The 14,382-nt window shown below is 69.2% G+C and carries 17 protein-coding genes; 13 read left to right on the top strand and 4 right to left on the bottom strand.

The genetic code is table 11. From position 1 onward, the window contains the following. Window positions 1-3 precede the first annotated feature (3 nt). The 9 genes from VF557_14570 (at window position 4) to VF557_14610 (ending at window position 6,899) form a co-directional block, all read left to right on the top strand. Window positions 4-939, top strand: a complete 936-nt coding sequence (locus tag VF557_14570) for a flagellar motor protein MotB (protein ID HEX8081432.1) — start codon at window positions 4-6, stop codon at window positions 937-939. A gap of 50 nt (window positions 940-989) precedes the next feature. Next, window positions 990-1,514: a flagellar basal body-associated FliL family protein gene (locus tag VF557_14575; protein HEX8081433.1), complete on the top strand. Its 525-nt coding sequence runs from the start codon at window positions 990-992 to the stop codon at window positions 1,512-1,514. Window positions 1,515-1,627: 113 nt separating this feature from the next. After that, complete coding sequence (locus VF557_14580; GenBank protein ID HEX8081434.1) at window positions 1,628-2,581, top strand: flagellar motor switch protein FliM; 954 nt, start codon at window positions 1,628-1,630, stop codon at window positions 2,579-2,581. Next, window positions 2,578-3,363 (top strand): flagellar motor switch protein FliN, encoded by a 786-nt coding sequence (gene fliN / locus VF557_14585; protein ID HEX8081435.1) that lies wholly within the window; start codon window positions 2,578-2,580, stop codon window positions 3,361-3,363. The genes VF557_14580 and fliN overlap by 4 nt, the downstream gene beginning before the upstream one ends. After that, window positions 3,360-3,833, top strand: a complete 474-nt coding sequence (locus tag VF557_14590) for a flagellar biosynthetic protein FliO (GenBank protein ID HEX8081436.1) — start codon at window positions 3,360-3,362, stop codon at window positions 3,831-3,833. The genes fliN and VF557_14590 overlap by 4 nt, the downstream gene beginning before the upstream one ends. Further along, window positions 3,830-4,696: a flagellar type III secretion system pore protein FliP gene (fliP, locus tag VF557_14595; GenBank protein ID HEX8081437.1), complete on the top strand. Its 867-nt coding sequence runs from the start codon at window positions 3,830-3,832 to the stop codon at window positions 4,694-4,696. Before VF557_14590 ends, fliP begins: the two co-directional genes overlap by 4 nt. A gap of 67 nt (window positions 4,697-4,763) precedes the next feature. Then, window positions 4,764-5,033 carry a flagellar biosynthesis protein FliQ gene (gene fliQ / locus VF557_14600; protein ID HEX8081438.1) on the top strand — a complete coding sequence of 90 codons (270 nt, stop codon included), beginning with the start codon at window positions 4,764-4,766 and terminating at the stop codon, window positions 5,031-5,033. 10 nt (window positions 5,034-5,043) lie between these two features. Beyond that, window positions 5,044-5,811: a flagellar biosynthetic protein FliR gene (gene fliR / locus VF557_14605; protein HEX8081439.1), complete on the top strand. Its 768-nt coding sequence runs from the start codon at window positions 5,044-5,046 to the stop codon at window positions 5,809-5,811. Next, window positions 5,811-6,899, top strand: a complete 1,089-nt coding sequence (locus VF557_14610; GenBank protein ID HEX8081440.1) for an EscU/YscU/HrcU family type III secretion system export apparatus switch protein — start codon at window positions 5,811-5,813, stop codon at window positions 6,897-6,899. Before fliR ends, VF557_14610 begins: the two co-directional genes overlap by 1 nt. Before the next feature lie 33 nt (window positions 6,900-6,932). On the opposite strand, the gene VF557_14615 is transcribed toward VF557_14610, so the two are convergent. Then, a complete protein-coding gene (locus tag VF557_14615) occupies window positions 6,933-7,124 on the bottom strand; it encodes a hypothetical protein (GenBank protein HEX8081441.1) in 192 nt (63 codons plus the stop codon). 209 nt (window positions 7,125-7,333) lie between these two features. On the opposite strand from VF557_14615, the gene flhA reads away from it, so the two are divergent. From flhA to VF557_14630, 3 genes are read left to right on the top strand one after another with little or no spacing between them, the layout of a single operon-like run. Then, the gene (flhA, locus tag VF557_14620) at window positions 7,334-9,385 is read left to right on the top strand and encodes a flagellar biosynthesis protein FlhA (GenBank protein ID HEX8081442.1); all 2,052 of its coding nucleotides are present in this window, start codon (window positions 7,334-7,336) and stop codon (window positions 9,383-9,385) included. Beyond that, a complete protein-coding gene (locus VF557_14625; GenBank protein HEX8081443.1) occupies window positions 9,363-10,679 on the top strand; it encodes a hypothetical protein in 1,317 nt (438 codons plus the stop codon). The genes flhA and VF557_14625 overlap by 23 nt, the downstream gene beginning before the upstream one ends. Before the next feature lie 57 nt (window positions 10,680-10,736). After that, window positions 10,737-10,991 carry a hypothetical protein gene (locus tag VF557_14630; protein ID HEX8081444.1) on the top strand — a complete coding sequence of 85 codons (255 nt, stop codon included), beginning with the start codon at window positions 10,737-10,739 and terminating at the stop codon, window positions 10,989-10,991. Between the two features lie 20 nt (window positions 10,992-11,011). Here VF557_14630 and VF557_14635 read toward each other — a convergent pair whose 3' ends face one another. After that, window positions 11,012-11,959 (bottom strand): DUF3152 domain-containing protein, encoded by a 948-nt coding sequence (locus VF557_14635; GenBank protein ID HEX8081445.1) that lies wholly within the window; start codon window positions 11,957-11,959, stop codon window positions 11,012-11,014. A gap of 88 nt (window positions 11,960-12,047) precedes the next feature. After that, window positions 12,048-12,422: a metalloregulator ArsR/SmtB family transcription factor gene (locus VF557_14640; GenBank protein HEX8081446.1), complete on the bottom strand. Its 375-nt coding sequence runs from the start codon at window positions 12,420-12,422 to the stop codon at window positions 12,048-12,050. A gap of 95 nt (window positions 12,423-12,517) precedes the next feature. Here VF557_14640 and VF557_14645 point away from each other — a divergent pair, with 95 nt between their 5' ends. After that, window positions 12,518-13,600, top strand: a complete 1,083-nt coding sequence (locus VF557_14645) for a cation diffusion facilitator family transporter (GenBank protein ID HEX8081447.1) — start codon at window positions 12,518-12,520, stop codon at window positions 13,598-13,600. Window positions 13,601-13,962: 362 nt separating this feature from the next. Here VF557_14645 and VF557_14650 read toward each other — a convergent pair. Further along, on the bottom strand, window positions 13,963-14,382 hold a 420-nt coding region (locus VF557_14650; GenBank protein HEX8081448.1), incomplete at its 5' end, for a hypothetical protein.

Raw genomic sequence — 14,382 nt, forward strand, 5'->3', positions numbered from 1 at the left:
CCGGTGAGCGCCGGGCGTGCGGCCGGCGGTCGCCGCCGCGGCTCCAGCCACGCCGAGGAGCACGAGGACAGCGAACGCTGGATGGTCACCTACGCCGACATGCTCACCCTGCTGCTCGTGCTGTTCATCGTGCTGTACGCGATCTCGCAGGTGAACACCTCGAAGTTCGCCCAGCTCAAGTCCAGCCTGGCCTCGGCTTTCGACAACGGCCAGCCCTCGATCCTCAGTGGCGGCAGCGGAATCGTCGGCGGCAACGCCGCCGGCGAGAAGTCCGACCCGATGGAGCAGATCTTCACGCCGCCCAAGCAGCGCGATAAGGCAGCCGCGGCCTCGACCCAGGATCGCCAGGCCGCCCAGCGCGAGACGGACGAGTTCAAGAAGATCGAAGCGGCCATCAAGGCCTCGCTGCACAAGCACGGCCTGGACGGCCACGCCCAGTTCAGCATCAACGAGCGCGGCCTGGTGGTCACGGTGGTGACCGATGAGCTGGTGTTCTCCGGAAACAGCGCGGTGCTGGAGGCCGTGGGCACCAAGATCCTGGGGGCGGTGGCGCCGCCGCTGCGGCCCGTCGACAACCAGATCCAGGTCGATGGCCACACCAACCAGCAGAACGTCAGCACCGCTCCCTATCTCAGCGGATGGGAGCTCTCCTCGGCCCGGGCCTCGTCGGTGGTGCGCCACCTGGTGGCCAGCGGCAAGATCTCGCCGCGCCGGTTGAGCGCGGCCGGGTTTTCCGACCAGCGGCCGCTGCTGGCTGCCAGCGACCCGCGCTCGATCACCCGCAACCGGCGGGTGGAGATCGTGGTGCTGTCCAAGCTGCCCGCCGGCGTCCGCACCGCACCCGTGCTCGGGCAGCCGATCACCGGCAAACCGGCGCCCGGCCAGCCGGTCAAACCCGCGCCCGGTCAGCCGGTCAAACCCGCTACCGGCCATGGCTGAGCCGGCCCTGACGACCATGTCCATCATCCGTTTCGAAGCAGGAGCCCGCTATGACCATCACCACTGACCGGCCCGACCGGATAGCCAACGACGTCGGGTCCAAGGCGTCCAAGGCCGGCGCCGGCGAGGCCGGCAAGGGCAAGGCGAAGGGCCAGGGCCAGGGCCAGGGCAAGGACAAGAAGAAGTCCAAGAAGAAGATCATCGTGCTGGCCGTGCTGTTCCTGGTGCTCGGCGCCCTGGCGAAGTTCACCGTGCTGGCGCCTTCGCCGGCCGATCCTCATGCCAAGCCGCTGCCGGGTCACGTGGTGCCGATGGAGGAGATGACGCTCAATCTCGCGGGCGGGCACTACCTGCGCATCAAGCTGGCGCTGCTGACCGTGCACGGAGCCCCCGAAGAACTCGACACCGCCGAAGCCGCTCAGGCGGTGATCGAGCAGTTCAGCGATCGCACCACCGCCGAACTGACCGGTGAGGCTGCGCGGCACAAGGCCAAGGTGGCGCTGCTGGCCAAGCTGCAGAAGATCTATCCCGAGCAGCTCATGGACGTCATCTACACGGAGTACTACATGCAGTAACCCGGCGAACAGCTCCACGTCCCGCTTTCCGGCGCAACGCCTGCCGGAAGATCTCACCCGAGGCCGAGTTCCTCAGGTCTGCTTCGTCGCGGTCGAACATTGTTCATGTGGCAATGTCTCCTTCGGCACATCTGGCGCCGGTTCGCAGGCTGGTCCGGCGACCCGTCGACGGTCAGGACGAGTCCGGGGCGCTGCCTTATGACTTCAAACGCCCGACCAAGCTGTCGCGCGATCACGTCCGGGCGCTGCAGATGTGCTACGAGACCTACGCCCGACGGGTCACCACGCTGCTCACCAGCGGCCTGCGCCAGCTCTGCCAGGTGAACCTGGTCGCGATCGAGCACCAGAGCTACGAGGAGTACATCGCCACCCTGCCGCCCACCACGATCCTGTCGGTGCTGGACATGGGGCCGTTGCCGGGCACCGCGCTGTTCGAATTCTCGGTGCCGACCGCGCTGGCCTGCGTGGACTACCTGCTGGGCGGCCCCGGTGGCGAGCAGCCGACCCGGCAGCTCACCGACCTCGAGAGCGGCCTGCTGCGCAACCTCATCGAGCAGATGCTGTCGGTGCTGCGCTACGCCGTCGAACCCACCATCGGCCTGGACCCGGTGCTGCGAAGCATCGAGTTCAACCCGCAATTCGTGCAGGCCGCGGGCGCCTCGGACGGCGTCATCGTCGGCTCCTTCCAGATGCGGGTCGGCAACCAGGTGTGCGTTTCGACGCTGTGCATCCCGTTCGCCTCGCTGCTACCGCGGCTTCAGGTCGGCAAGGAAGGCCGCGCCCAGACGGCCGCCGAGCGCAACGCCCAGGAGCAGGCCGCCCACCAGGTGCGGTCCGCGCTGGGCAACGTGCCGGTCGAGGTCGCGCTCAGCTTTCACCCGGTGCAACTGACTCCGGAGCAGATCGTCCGGCTCGAGCCCGGCGACGTGATCAACCTCCGGCACCGAGTCACCACCCCGCTGGTCGTGCAGTCCGGCGGCATCACCTTCGCCCACGCGCTCGCCGGACGGCAGGGCAGCCGGCTGGCCGGCCTGGTGGTCGGCAACGACAGGAAGAACAACCCGTGACCCAAACCATGGCAACGAGCGATCTCGCCCGCCAGGCGGCCCAGGCCGCGCTGGCCAACCTGCCGATCTCGGATCCGCTGCAGCTCGGCGAGCCGACCAGCGACCTCAGCCAGCTCCGGTTCGACGGCGTGGCGGTGACCGCGCGGTTCACCGGCAGCCGCAGCGGTGACGTGCTGATCGCGGTGGAGCGGGCACTGACCGACGCGCTGCAGAACTCCCCGCTCGGCGCGCTGGACGTCTCGGCCGCGCTGGCCCCGGCGCTGGCCGCCGCGGCAGCGGCCGCCGGTCCGGTGCTGGCCGGCCCCGGCCAGCCGTTGGAGTCGGCGACCGCGCTGGAAGCGCTGCTCGGCAAGCCCGGCGCCTGGGTGGTTCCGCTGCTGTACCAAGGCGCGGTGCGCGCCCTGGTCGGCATCGTGGTCGCCGTGGAGCCCGGTCCCACCACGCTGAACGCCCCGCACTACCCGAGCCAGGAAGAGCTTCGGGCCGGCGCCACGGCCACCCGGCCGGCGCCCAGGACCGCGATCCGCAACGGCCTTGACCTGCTGCGCGACGTCAACATGGACGTCACCGCCCAGATCGGCAGCACCCGCATGACGATCAGTGAACTGCTGGCCCTCAACGAGGGTGCGGTGGTCGAGCTGGACCGGGCCGCCGGCGCGCCCGCCGACCTGCTGGTCAACGGCCATCTGATCGCCCGCGGCGAGGTCGTGGTGATCGATGAGAACTTCGCGCTGCGGATCACCGAGATCGTCTCCGACGAGACGGTGCCCCCGCTGTCGTGAACACCGTTGCCGTCATTGGCCGGATGCTGCTCGCCCTGGTCCTCGTACTGATCCTGATGTGGTGCCTGGCACGCTGGGCCCGCAAGCCCATGGGCGGCAAGACCGATCGCGTCATGACGGTGCTGGCCAGGCAGCAGCTCAGCCGGACCTCCTCGGTCACCGTGCTGCGGGTGATGGACCGGGCACTGGTGCTCGGCGTCACCGAACAGGGCGTCCAGCTGATCAGCGAGACCGAGCTGTCCGCGGTCGAGGAGGCGCTGGCGACCGAGACCGGTCGCGGCCGCGCCGGCTCGCGCAAGCAATTGGCCGAGTCCGGGACGCCTGACGCCGAAGCCACCGACGCACCCCTCGAGCCGTCGCGCCAGCCGGCCGACCGGCGCGGCGTGGCCGCTCTGGACGGCTCGGTGCTCTCACCCAAGACCTGGAGCCAGCTGGTCAGCGCCGCCCGCGAGCTGACGGTCCGGCGATGAGAAGGCTGCTGGTACTGCTGACGCTGGCCATCGGCCTGCTGGGCGCCGGGCTGCTGGCCGGCGCGGCGCAGGCCGGCGCCGCCCCGATGGCGACCGGCAAGCACAGCACCACGGCCGTCACCGCCCTCGGGCTGCCCACCCTGGCGCCCGGCGGCCTCACGCTGGTCGTCCCCAAGCTGGCCCCGGTCGGCCCGGAAGGCCCCAAGGGCACGATCAACCTCGACATCAACCCCAAGCCCAGCACCTCGGTCAGCGTCCTGGTGCTGCTGACGCTGCTGTCGGTCGCGCCGTCGATCCTGCTGCTGATGACCTGCTTCACCAAGATCTTCGTGGTGCTCAGCCTGACCCGCAACGCCCTCGGGCTGAGCGGGGTCCCGCCCAACCAGGTGCTCGCCGGGCTGTCGCTGTTCCTCAGCCTGTTCATCATGAGCCCGGTCGTGAAGAAGGTGAACGACCAGGGGGTTCAGCCCTACCTGAACAACACCAAGAGCCAGTCCACGGCGTTCAAGGACGGCATGGCGCCGATCCGGGAATTCATGTTGCAGCACACCCGGTCGGAGGAGATCGCGCTGATGTTGCGGGCGGGAAAGCTGCCCAACCCGGCGACGCCTGACAAGCTGGAGCTCACCACGCTGATACCGGCGTTCGTGCTCTCCGAGCTGCGCTCGGCGATGATCATCGGCTTCGTGGTCTACATCCCGTTCCTGATCATCGACATGGTCGTCTCGTCCTCGCTGATGTCGCTGGGCATGATGATGCTCCCGCCGGTCTCGGTGTCGCTGCCCTTCAAGCTGCTGCTGTTCGTGCTGGTGGACGGATGGGGCCTGATCATCAACGCCCTGGTCACCAGCTACGCCACTTAGCTACTCCAGCCGAGTGACCGCGACCAGAGGACAGCCGAGAAGAGAAAGCCGAGAGGAGACATCCAGCGTGACTGACACCGCGATCGTGCACCTGGGCCTGCAGTCGATGCTGATCGCCTTTCAGCTCGCCGCGCCGACGCTGCTGACCGCGCTGCTGGTGGGCTTCGGCATCTCGCTGTTCCAGTCAGCGACCCAGATCCAGGAGTTCACGCTGTCCTTCGTGCCCAAGGCGATCGCGGTGGGCATCGCGCTGCTGCTGTCGGGTAGCTGGATGATGCATTCGATGGTCACCTTCACCGAGCAGCTGTTCAGCCAGATCCCCAGCCTGATCGGCTGAACCCCGATTCATGAACATCGAGCTGAGCACCGCGAGCATCGTCACGGTGCTGCTCGCCTCGATCCGGATCACCGCCTGGATGGCGATCGCGCCGCCGTTCGCGACCGGCGGGGTACCCCGGCGGGTGCGGCTGATGCTGGCTGTCGGACTGTCCCTGGCGGTGTCCAACACCGCCCGCGCGCACGCCCCGGCGGCCGAGCTCGGCCCGCTGTTCACCAGCGCCATCCACCAGTTGCTGATCGGGGCGTCGCTGGGGTTTCTCACCCGGCTGCTGTTCAGCGCGATCGAGGCGGCCGGCGCGCTGATCGACCTGACCGGCGGGTTCTCGCTGGCCTTCGCCTATGACCCGCTGTCGGCCTCGACGACCTCGGTCTTCGGCAAGTTCTACGGCCTGCTGGCGACCACCCTGATCTTTGCCACCAACGCTCATCTGGTCATCCTGCACGGCTTCCTGCGGACGTTCACCTCGCTGCCGCTGGACGCCACGATGTCGCTGGCCCACCTGGACCAGGAGCTGGTGCGCGGCGTGACGGCGATGTTCGTGGCCGCGCTGCAGATCGCCGGACCGCTGATCGCGGTGCTGTTCCTGGCCGACGTCGCGCTCGGCCTGCTCAGCCGGATCTCGCCGCAGCTCAACGTCTTTCAGATCAGCTTTCCGCTCAAGATCATGCTGACCCTGGGCCTGGTCGGGTTGACCTTCAGCACCATGCCGCGGATCGTCACCGAACTCGGCAACTCCGCCGCCACGCTGATGATGCGGATCGGCACGGCCGGCTGATGGCGGGCAAACCGGCGGGGGAGAAGACCGAGAAGGCCACTCCGCGCAAGCTGAAGAAGGCCCGCAGGGACGGCCAGGTCGGGCACAGCCCCGAGGTCGGCTCGTGGTTGAGCGTGCTCGCGGCGAGCTTCGTGATGCCGGCGGTGGCCAGTTCGTTGATGGACAACGCCCGCAGCTGCTTCGTCCAGATCGTCTCGATCATCAACACCCCGGACATCGGGCGGGCGCTGGCGATGACCCGCAAGTCCCTGATCGACGCGGTGGTGGGCACCGCGCCGCTGGCCCTGCTGATCCTGCTGACCTCGGTCGCCTCGGCCGCGTCGCAGGGTGGCATCTGGGTGGCGCCGAAGCTGTGGGCGCCTAAGTTCTCCCGGATGAACCCGCTCAACGGCTTCAAGCGGATGTTCGGCCCGCAGGGCATCTGGCAGCTGGTGAAGTCGCTGCTCAAGCTGGCGGTGCTCTCAGCGGTCACCTACTACTCGGTGCGCGACCTGGTGCCCGCGCTGATGTCAGCCGGCTCGCTGCCGCTGGCGGTGATCATCCAGACCACGATGGACGCGGCGCTGCGGCTGATCCGACTCGGCGCCGGCGCCGGCCTGCTGATGGCCTTCATCGACATCGCGGTCGTGCGCAAGCGCAACAACAAGCAGCTGAAGATGACCAAGCACGAGGTCAAGGAGGAGATGAAGAGCAGCGACGGTGACCCGTTGCTGCGCGGTGCGCTGCGCTCGCGGGCGCTGGCCATCAGCCGCAACCGGATGATGGCCGACATCCCGACCGCCGACGTGGTCATCCTCAACCCGACGCACCTCGCGGTGGCCCTGCGCTATGACCCGGCACGGGGCGCGCCACGAGTGGTGGCCAAGGGCGGCGACCACGTCGCGGCCAGGATCCGTGAGCTTGCCGAGCGCAGCCGGGTGCCGATGGTGCAGGACGTCGCGCTGGCCCGCACGCTCTACCAGGCCTGTGAGATCGGCCAGGAGATACCGGCGGACCTGTACCAGGGGGTGGCGACCGTGCTGGCGTTCGTGATGCGCCTCAAGCGGCGGGGCTCGGCGGCCGGCACCCACCGGATGCAACCGGCCTGAGCCGCGCGATGGCGCGGGCGCCGGGTGAGGTGGCTACCAGCGGTTGGGATCGTTGCGGATCACGTACTTGCGAAAGAAGACACCGGTGCCCCCGCACAGTTCACCGTCCCGGCGCATGAAATGCATCAGGTCGCTGGCGTCCGCCGGCGTGAACGTCTGGTTGCACCGATCACAGCATGCTTCGCTGAGACCGGTGTCCAGCCGCTTCCGGTTGGACTCTGACATCGGTATCTCCCTCGCCCCGTGCTCTCTACTACGCACTGAATACATCGGCCTGTCGGGGGCCGGGATTAGCGTTCGGGGGCCGGGCTCAGGTCATGATCACCGATGCCGATAGAACCGATGCCAGGACGGCGACAAGCCGCGGACCACGGACCGGTCCGCAAAGATCACAGATAGCTGACCTTGTCGCCGCGATGAGCTTGTAGGTGTGCGTGAAACCCAAACGGTTGAGTCAACTCGCGGTGCCGATCGGCGTCGTGGCGATCATCCTGATGATGGTCGTGCCGGTTCCCGCCGGAGTGCTCGACTTCCTGATCGCCCTGAACATCACCGGCGCGCTGCTGATCGTCCTGGTCAGCATGTACGTCGAGCGGCCCCTTGACTTCTCCAGCTTTCCCTCGCTGCTGCTGGTGGCGACCCTGTTCCGGCTGGCCCTCAACATCTCCGCCACCCGCGCAGTGCTCGGCGACGGCTACGCCGGCGAGGTGATCAACGCCTTCGGGCACTTCGTGATCGGTGGCTCACTGGTCATCGGCCTGGTGATCTTCGCGATCCTGCTGGTGGTCCAGTTCGTGGTCATCACCAACGGCGCAGGCCGGGTGGCCGAGGTCGGCGCCAGGTTCACCCTGGACGCGATGCCCGGCAAGCAGATGGCCATCGACGCCGACCTGAACTCGGGCCTGATCGACGAGAACGAGGCCCGCCGCCGCCGGATCGAGGTCGCCTCCGAGGCCGACTTCTACGGTTCGATGGACGGCGCGTCGAAGTTCGTCAAGGGCGACGCCATCGCCGCGATCATCATCACCGTGATCAACCTGGTCGGCGGCATCACGATTGGCATCCTGTCCGAGCACCTGCCGATCGGCGAGGCGGTCGCCAAGTACAGCCTGCTCAGCGTCGGTGACGGCCTGGTCTCCCAGATCCCGGCACTGCTGCTGTCGGTGGCGACCGGCCTGATCGTGACCCGGGCCAGCGGCTCCAGCGACCTCGGCACCGCGGTCACCGCGCAGCTGGGCAGCCAGCAACGGGCGATGCAGATCGCCGGCGGCTCCGCGCTGGCCCTGTGCCTGGTCCCCGGCCTGCCCAAGCTGCCGTTCCTGCTGGTCGGCGGCGGGCTGCTGTTCCTGTCGCGGCGGATCGCCGCGACCACCAAGGCCGAGGCAGAAGTGCTGCGGGGCCCGGCGGTCGCGGCCGCCGCTCCGGCGCTGGACAGCCCCGAGGCCATCCTCGACGATCTGGCGGTCGACCCGCTGGAGCTGGCGCTGTCCTCGGACATGATCACGCTGGTCGACGGGATCGGGGCCGACCTGCTGGACCGGGTCCGCGCGCTGCGCCGCAAGCTGGCGATGGAACTGGGCGTGGTGATGCCCCCGGTTCGCACCAGGGACAACTTCGACCTGCCCGCCTCGACCTATGCGATCCGGCTCAACGGCGTCGAGGTCGCGCGCGGCCAGGCGCCGGCCGGCACCGTGCTGGCGATCGGCGACGGCCTGGAGAACCTGCCCGGCACCGCCGGCTCCGAGCCGGTGTTCGGCCTGGCCGGCAAGTGGATCGGCACCGAGCTGCGCGGCCAGGCCGAGCTGCTCGGCGCCACGGTGGTGGACCGCTCGTCGGTGATCATCACCCACCTGTCCGAAGTGGTCCGCACCCACGCCAGCCGGCTGCTCGGCCGCGAGGAGGTCGCGGCGCTGACCAAGTCCGTCAGGCGCAGCCATCCGGTGGTCGTGGAGGACCTGACCCCGGCGATGTTGAGCCTGGGGGAGATCCAGCGGGTGCTGCATGCCCTGCTGGAAGAAGGCGTCTCGATCCGCGACCTGGTCCGGATCTTCGAAGCCCTGTCGCTGGCGGCCAAGGCCGGCACCGAGCCCGACCGGCTGGTCGAGGCCGCCAGGTTGGCGCTGGCGCCGGCGATCACGGCCGCGCAGACCGTCAGCGGCACCCTCTCGGTGATGATGCTGGACCCCCGGATGCAGCAGAGCCTGCTGGAATCGGTCCGGCCCTCCGACACCGGGATCCAGTTGCTGCCCGGCCCAGAGCTGGTCGAGGCGCTGGTCACCGACACGGCCCGCCAGTACCAGCTGATGCTCGAGCGGGGCATCCGTCCGGTGCTGGTGTGCGCGCCGCAGATCCGGCTGCCGCTACGCCGGCTGATCGCCTCGACCGCCCCGGACCTGCCGGTGCTGTCCTATTCCGAGGTTTCCAGCAATGCCGCAATCGTCGAGACGGTGGGGGTGATCGCCAATGCCAGAACCGTTGGTGTGTGAGGACTCGGACCTGCGGCGGCTGCTGGACACGGTGCACAGCCAGCCGGGAGCCGAGATCCTCTACCAGGACCGGGTCCGGCGCGGCGGGGTGTTCGGCTTCTTCGCCCGCGAGGTGCACCGGGTCGCCTATCGGGTCACGGCTGAGGCTGACGGCGCAGTCGTGGCCGAGGCTGTCACCGGTATGGATATCCCGCCCACCGATGTCTCGCCCGCTGCCGCCGATGTCCCGCCCGCTGCCATCGGCGAGCCGGCGACCGAGCTGCCCGAGCTGTCGGACCTGCTCGCCTCGGTGGACGCCCTGGAAAGCGCCGAGCAGCGCCAGCCGGCCGGACCGCCGCCGGCGCACGACTTCGCCGCGCTGTTGCGCACGCTGACCGACATCGGACCGCACGACGGCGCACCGCACGACGGCGGACCGTTCAACGGCGAGCCACGCGACGGCGGACCGCGCGGCGCCGAGTTCACCCGGCCAGCCGTGGACGAAGCCGCCGCTGCCCGCACTGCCGGACTGTCAGCCGTGCCGATGGCCGGCCAGCGGGTGACGAGCCCGCGACCGGCGCCGTCCGAGCCGGCTTCGAGAAGCAACGTGACCGCCTTGGGGCGGCCTGATGCCCGGGCTCGCCTGGAGATGCTGATGCAGCTGCGCCAGGTCGGCGTTCCGGTGTCGGTGAATCCGCGGGCTGACACCCACAGCTTGTACGAGGCGCTGGAGAACATCCTCGAGGACCTGCCGGCCGCGGCCGAGCCGCCCCGAGGCGCCGGTGAGGTGCTGGCGGTGGTGGGCGAGTCGGGCCCGGCCTTGCAGGCCGCGCACACCTGCGCGGCGATGCTGCGGATCCCGCGGAACAGCATCGGGGTGGCCGGCCTGCCCGAGCGTGCCAGCGCCGAGCTGGACTACCCGTGGATCAGCGGCCAACAGGAGGCGCTGCGGCTGCGTACCGAACTGAACCGGACGGACCTGCCTTCCATCGTGGTGATCGCCACCGACGCGACCGAGGCCGGCTCGGATGACCCGTGGGCCGCTGAGATGCTGGCCGCGTTGCGCCCGACCGCGGTCTGGGCCGTGGTGGACGCGCGGTGGAAGATCGAGGACAGCCGGGCGCAGTTGGACCGGCTGGGCCAGGTCGACGCCCTGGTGGTGCACTCGGCGCAGCTGAGCGCCAGCCCGGCCTCGGTGTGGGATCTGGACCTGCCGCTGGGCCTGCTCGACGGTCGCGCGGCCAGCACGTTCGCCTGGACCGGCCTGCTGTTCCCGTTGCTGCGCGGCGGCGCCCGGCACCGGGCAAGCGCATGAGGCGGGTAACTGTGCTCGCCCACCGGCCCGGCAGCCGTTGTGAAGGAGGCCGCTGACATGCTGCGCCCAGCTGTGCTCGGCCTGGCCGTCCTGTTGAGCACCCCGGCCCTGTGGGCCGCCTTCGCCGCCGGCTCGATGGGGATCACCACCGCGCTGATCCGGTTCCTGATCGCGGTGCCGGTGGCCGCGCTGATGCTGGCGCTGCTGCAGATGGTGACGGCCGGCTATTCACGGCAGGCGCTGCGGCGCAGTATCGCCACGGCGGCCGCCGCTGCCGCTGAGGCACGCACCCAGCAGGCCGCCGAGCACTAGCCCCAGCTGGCTCGCTGTTCCTAACCCCCGGCCAGGGTGAACTGGTCGTTCTGGGGGGTGTCGGGTTCCTCCTTGCCGGGAGCGTCGGCGACGCCTACCGGGTACGGATGCGGGTTGGGGTGGCAGAGCTGTCCGGTCACCGACTTGGTGCCGATGGTTTGCTGCATCATGACCGGGGCGAGGCCGTTGCTCAGGCAGGCGTGGGCGTGCAGGTGGCCCAGCGCGTGACCCACCTCGTGGTTGATCAGGTAGGTGCGATAGACGTCGAGCTTGCCCTGGTAGGCCGGCGCGCCGCGGACCCAGCGAGCGTTGTTGATGACGACCCGGGACTGCTCCGGCGCCCAGCACGAGGTTTCGACCTTGATCTCATAACCGCATAGCCGGCGCACGGTCAGCGACGAGGTCAGCGAGATCCGCCACCGCGCGTCGGCGGTGTCCACCCGCTGCAGCGAGACGGCGCCGCTGCGAATCCAGCTCAAGCCATCTGCCAGCGTGCGCTCGACTTCGGCGGCGAACGCCGCGCTGTCGATGCCGGTGATCCCGTCCTCGACCTCGATCGCGTACAGCTGCAGCGGACCCTGGCCGACGACGGCGCCGCGCCCTGGCACCGTGTGGTAGGTGCCGGACCCCTGGGTGGTGTACCGGTTGCCAGCGGGTAAGGCGCCCACTCTGAGCGGTCGGGGCGTGGTGGAGGAAGCGCGTTCGGTCTCGCGGGGCTGCGCGGTTCGGCTGGCAGCCGTGGGTGTCGGACCGGCACTCGTCGTGGTGGGCAGCTGCTCGTGGGCCTGCGGAGGTTGAGCGGGGCGATGGTCGTCGCGAACGTTGACGGTGGCGACGGCGGCGGTGATCACCGCGAGCACCGGAACGGCGTAGGCCCGCCAGCCCCACTTACCGACGAATGCCCGCCACCAGGAACGCCCCGAGCGGCCCGGTCCGGGCTGCCGATGGCGGTGCCTTTTCTCCCTCATTGCCTAAGCCTGTCACAGGTCGGGATGACAAGGCGCTGACCGGGCCGCCACTGCTCGGCAGTGTCTGACGCCGACCCAGCCTCCTGCTTCAGTCATGGATGGGATCTCCGCTCACCTGGTGGTCGGCGTGGAACAGCGCCTCGATGAGCAGCGCCCGGACGTGACCACCCCGCAGGCGATACACCACGCGCTGCCCCTCTCGCCGACCCTCGACCAGGCCGGCGAAGCGCAGCTTGGAAAGGTGCTGGCTGGCCACGGTGGGTCGGCAGGAGGCGACCGCCGCCAAGCTGGAAACGTCGAGTTCGGCGTCGCGCAACGCCCACAACATGCGCACCCGAGTCGGATCGGCCAGCATCGCGAAGGACGTCACCGCCGCGCCGACCTGCCTGGCGGTCAGCTCGGCCGGGTGCGGCTGAGCTACAGCCGCCGGCTTGCCGGCGGCCTGGATTGAAGAGTGCTTCACAGTAGCCAGCATAGTGCTTATTGCAAGATATTCGCAGCTATGAAGGTGCTGATACCTTGGTACGATTACTCGCGTCCATAAGGGATTTCTCGCTGATGAGCCACCATCACCATGACAGCAGTCAGCACGCACCGTACGACCACGCACCGCACGACTACAACAACGCACCGCACGACCACTCTCATGGCTCCTCGCCGTGGGCGCGCCTGAGGCATGCCGCCTCCGAACTTGTCGGCGGCCATTCCCATGACGCCGCCGATCAAATCGATGACGCGTTGGAAGCCGACGCCGCCGGCCGCCGGGCGCTGCTGATCAGCTTGGCAGCGCTCGCCGTGACAGCCGCCATCCAGGCGCTGGTGGTGATGTTCACGGGCTCGGTGGCCCTGCTCGGCGACACCCTGCACAACGTGGCCGACGCGCTCACCGCCGTGCCGCTGCTGATCGCCTTCCGGCTGGCCCGCCGCCCGCCCAACAAGCGGTTCACCTACGGCTACGGTCGCGCGGAGGACCTCGGCGGCCTCTTCGTCATCGCCATGATCGCCCTGTCCAGCGTCCTGGCCGCCTACGAGGCGATCGATCGGCTGATCCACCCGCGCGACGTGAGCCACCTCTGGGCCGTCGCCCTGGCGGGCCTGGTCGGCTTCGCCGGCAACGAGCTGGTCGCCCGCTACCGCATCCGAATCGGGCGCCGCATCGGCTCAGCCGCGCTGGTCGCCGATGGGCTGCATGCCCGCACCGACGGCTTTACCAGCCTGGCCGTGCTGCTCGGCGCCGCCGGCGTCGCGCTCGGCTGGCGACAGGCCGACCCGATCATCGGCCTTGTCATCACCGTCGCCATCCTCGGCGTGTTGCGCTCCGCCGTCCGCCAGGTCGGCGCCCGGCTCATGGACGCCGTCGACCCGACACTGGTCGACCAGGCGAGCGCCGCGGTGAGCAGCGTGGCCGGCGTTCAAGACGTGCGCGAACTGCGGATCCGCTGGATCGGGCACACCCTGCGCGCCGAAGTCGACGTCACGGTGCCGGCCGACCTCAGTCAGGCCGAAGCCCACGACCTGGCCCACCACGCCGAGCAACACCTGTTGGCCCGGGTTCGCCGCCTCACCGCCGCCACCGTGCACACCAGCCCGGCGGGGGCTCATCACCCGGTCGATCATCCGGACCCGCTTGAAGCCACCTGATCTCGATGCCGAACGCGGGCCTTCTGACGGCACCCGCGGGCACTCCGGCCTCTAGCAGGCGACAGCCCGCGCACCCACGGGGGGTGGAGTGCGCGGGCCGTCTGAGCCCCCGTCGAGGCCAGGGCTGATTCTGCCCGTACCGGGTGGCTTCGTAAAGCTCGGACACAGCATTTCCTTCAAACCGGCCATTCGGCGCAGCCGCCGGCTAGCAAGTCGGCGTACTCGCCCGCGTCAGGCCGGCACCGCGACAGCCCGCAGGTCACGCGCGCAGTAAGGGCCAGGCATCCGGGTGGATGCCTGGCCCTTACTGACTCACTGGTGTAGCTGTGTTACTGGTTGTGTCTCAGACTGGTCGTCCTCGATTAGCTCGCGGTGAGCGAGGTGTCATCGACTACGAAGGAGGTCTGCAGTGAGCCGTCTTCCACTCCGGAGAAGCTGACCGTGACGGTCTGTCCGGCGAAGGAGGAGACATTGAAGGAGCGCACCAAGTACCCGGTGTTCTTGTTCAGGTTCGAGTACGTCGCCAGGGTGGTGGCGCCGATCTTGACGGTGAGCTTGTCATAGGCGACCGTCGTGGTGGTCTCGGCGGTGTCGATGTGCAGGTAGAACGACAGGGTCGCCGCGCAACCTGACGGGATGGTCACCGACTGGGACAGGGTGTCGGTGCGGGTGGTGCCGTAGCCGTTCATCCAGGCCTTCCAGGACCCGGTGCGCGCCGGCTGGCCGGTGGAGTTGTCGATCACTCCGGCCGAGGCCGACCACGGTGCTGCGGAGCCGGTCTC

Source organism: Jatrophihabitans sp. (assembly GCA_036389035.1).
GTDB lineage: Bacteria > Actinomycetota > Actinomycetes > Mycobacteriales > Jatrophihabitantaceae > Jatrophihabitans_A.

Bases quoted from the DNA above. Each gene is read 5' to 3' on its own strand.
- VF557_14575 (HEX8081433.1), top strand. From the start codon at position 990: ATGACCATCACCACTGACCGGCCCGACCGGATAGCCAACGACGTCGGG.
- VF557_14580 (HEX8081434.1), top strand. From the start codon at position 1,628: ATGTCTCCTTCGGCACATCTGGCGCCGGTTCGCAGGCTGGTCCGGCGA.
- fliP (HEX8081437.1), top strand. From the start codon at position 3,830: ATGAGAAGGCTGCTGGTACTGCTGACGCTGGCCATCGGCCTGCTGGGC.
- fliR (HEX8081439.1), top strand. From the start codon at position 5,044: ATGAACATCGAGCTGAGCACCGCGAGCATCGTCACGGTGCTGCTCGCC.
- VF557_14610 (HEX8081440.1), top strand. From the start codon at position 5,811: ATGGCGGGCAAACCGGCGGGGGAGAAGACCGAGAAGGCCACTCCGCGC.
- VF557_14615 (HEX8081441.1), bottom strand. From the start codon at position 7,124: ATGTCAGAGTCCAACCGGAAGCGGCTGGACACCGGTCTCAGCGAAGCA.
- VF557_14625 (HEX8081443.1), top strand. From the start codon at position 9,363: ATGCCAGAACCGTTGGTGTGTGAGGACTCGGACCTGCGGCGGCTGCTG.
- VF557_14630 (HEX8081444.1), top strand. From the start codon at position 10,737: ATGCTGCGCCCAGCTGTGCTCGGCCTGGCCGTCCTGTTGAGCACCCCG.
- VF557_14635 (HEX8081445.1), bottom strand. From the start codon at position 11,959: ATGAGGGAGAAAAGGCACCGCCATCGGCAGCCCGGACCGGGCCGCTCG.
- VF557_14645 (HEX8081447.1), top strand. From the start codon at position 12,518: ATGAGCCACCATCACCATGACAGCAGTCAGCACGCACCGTACGACCAC.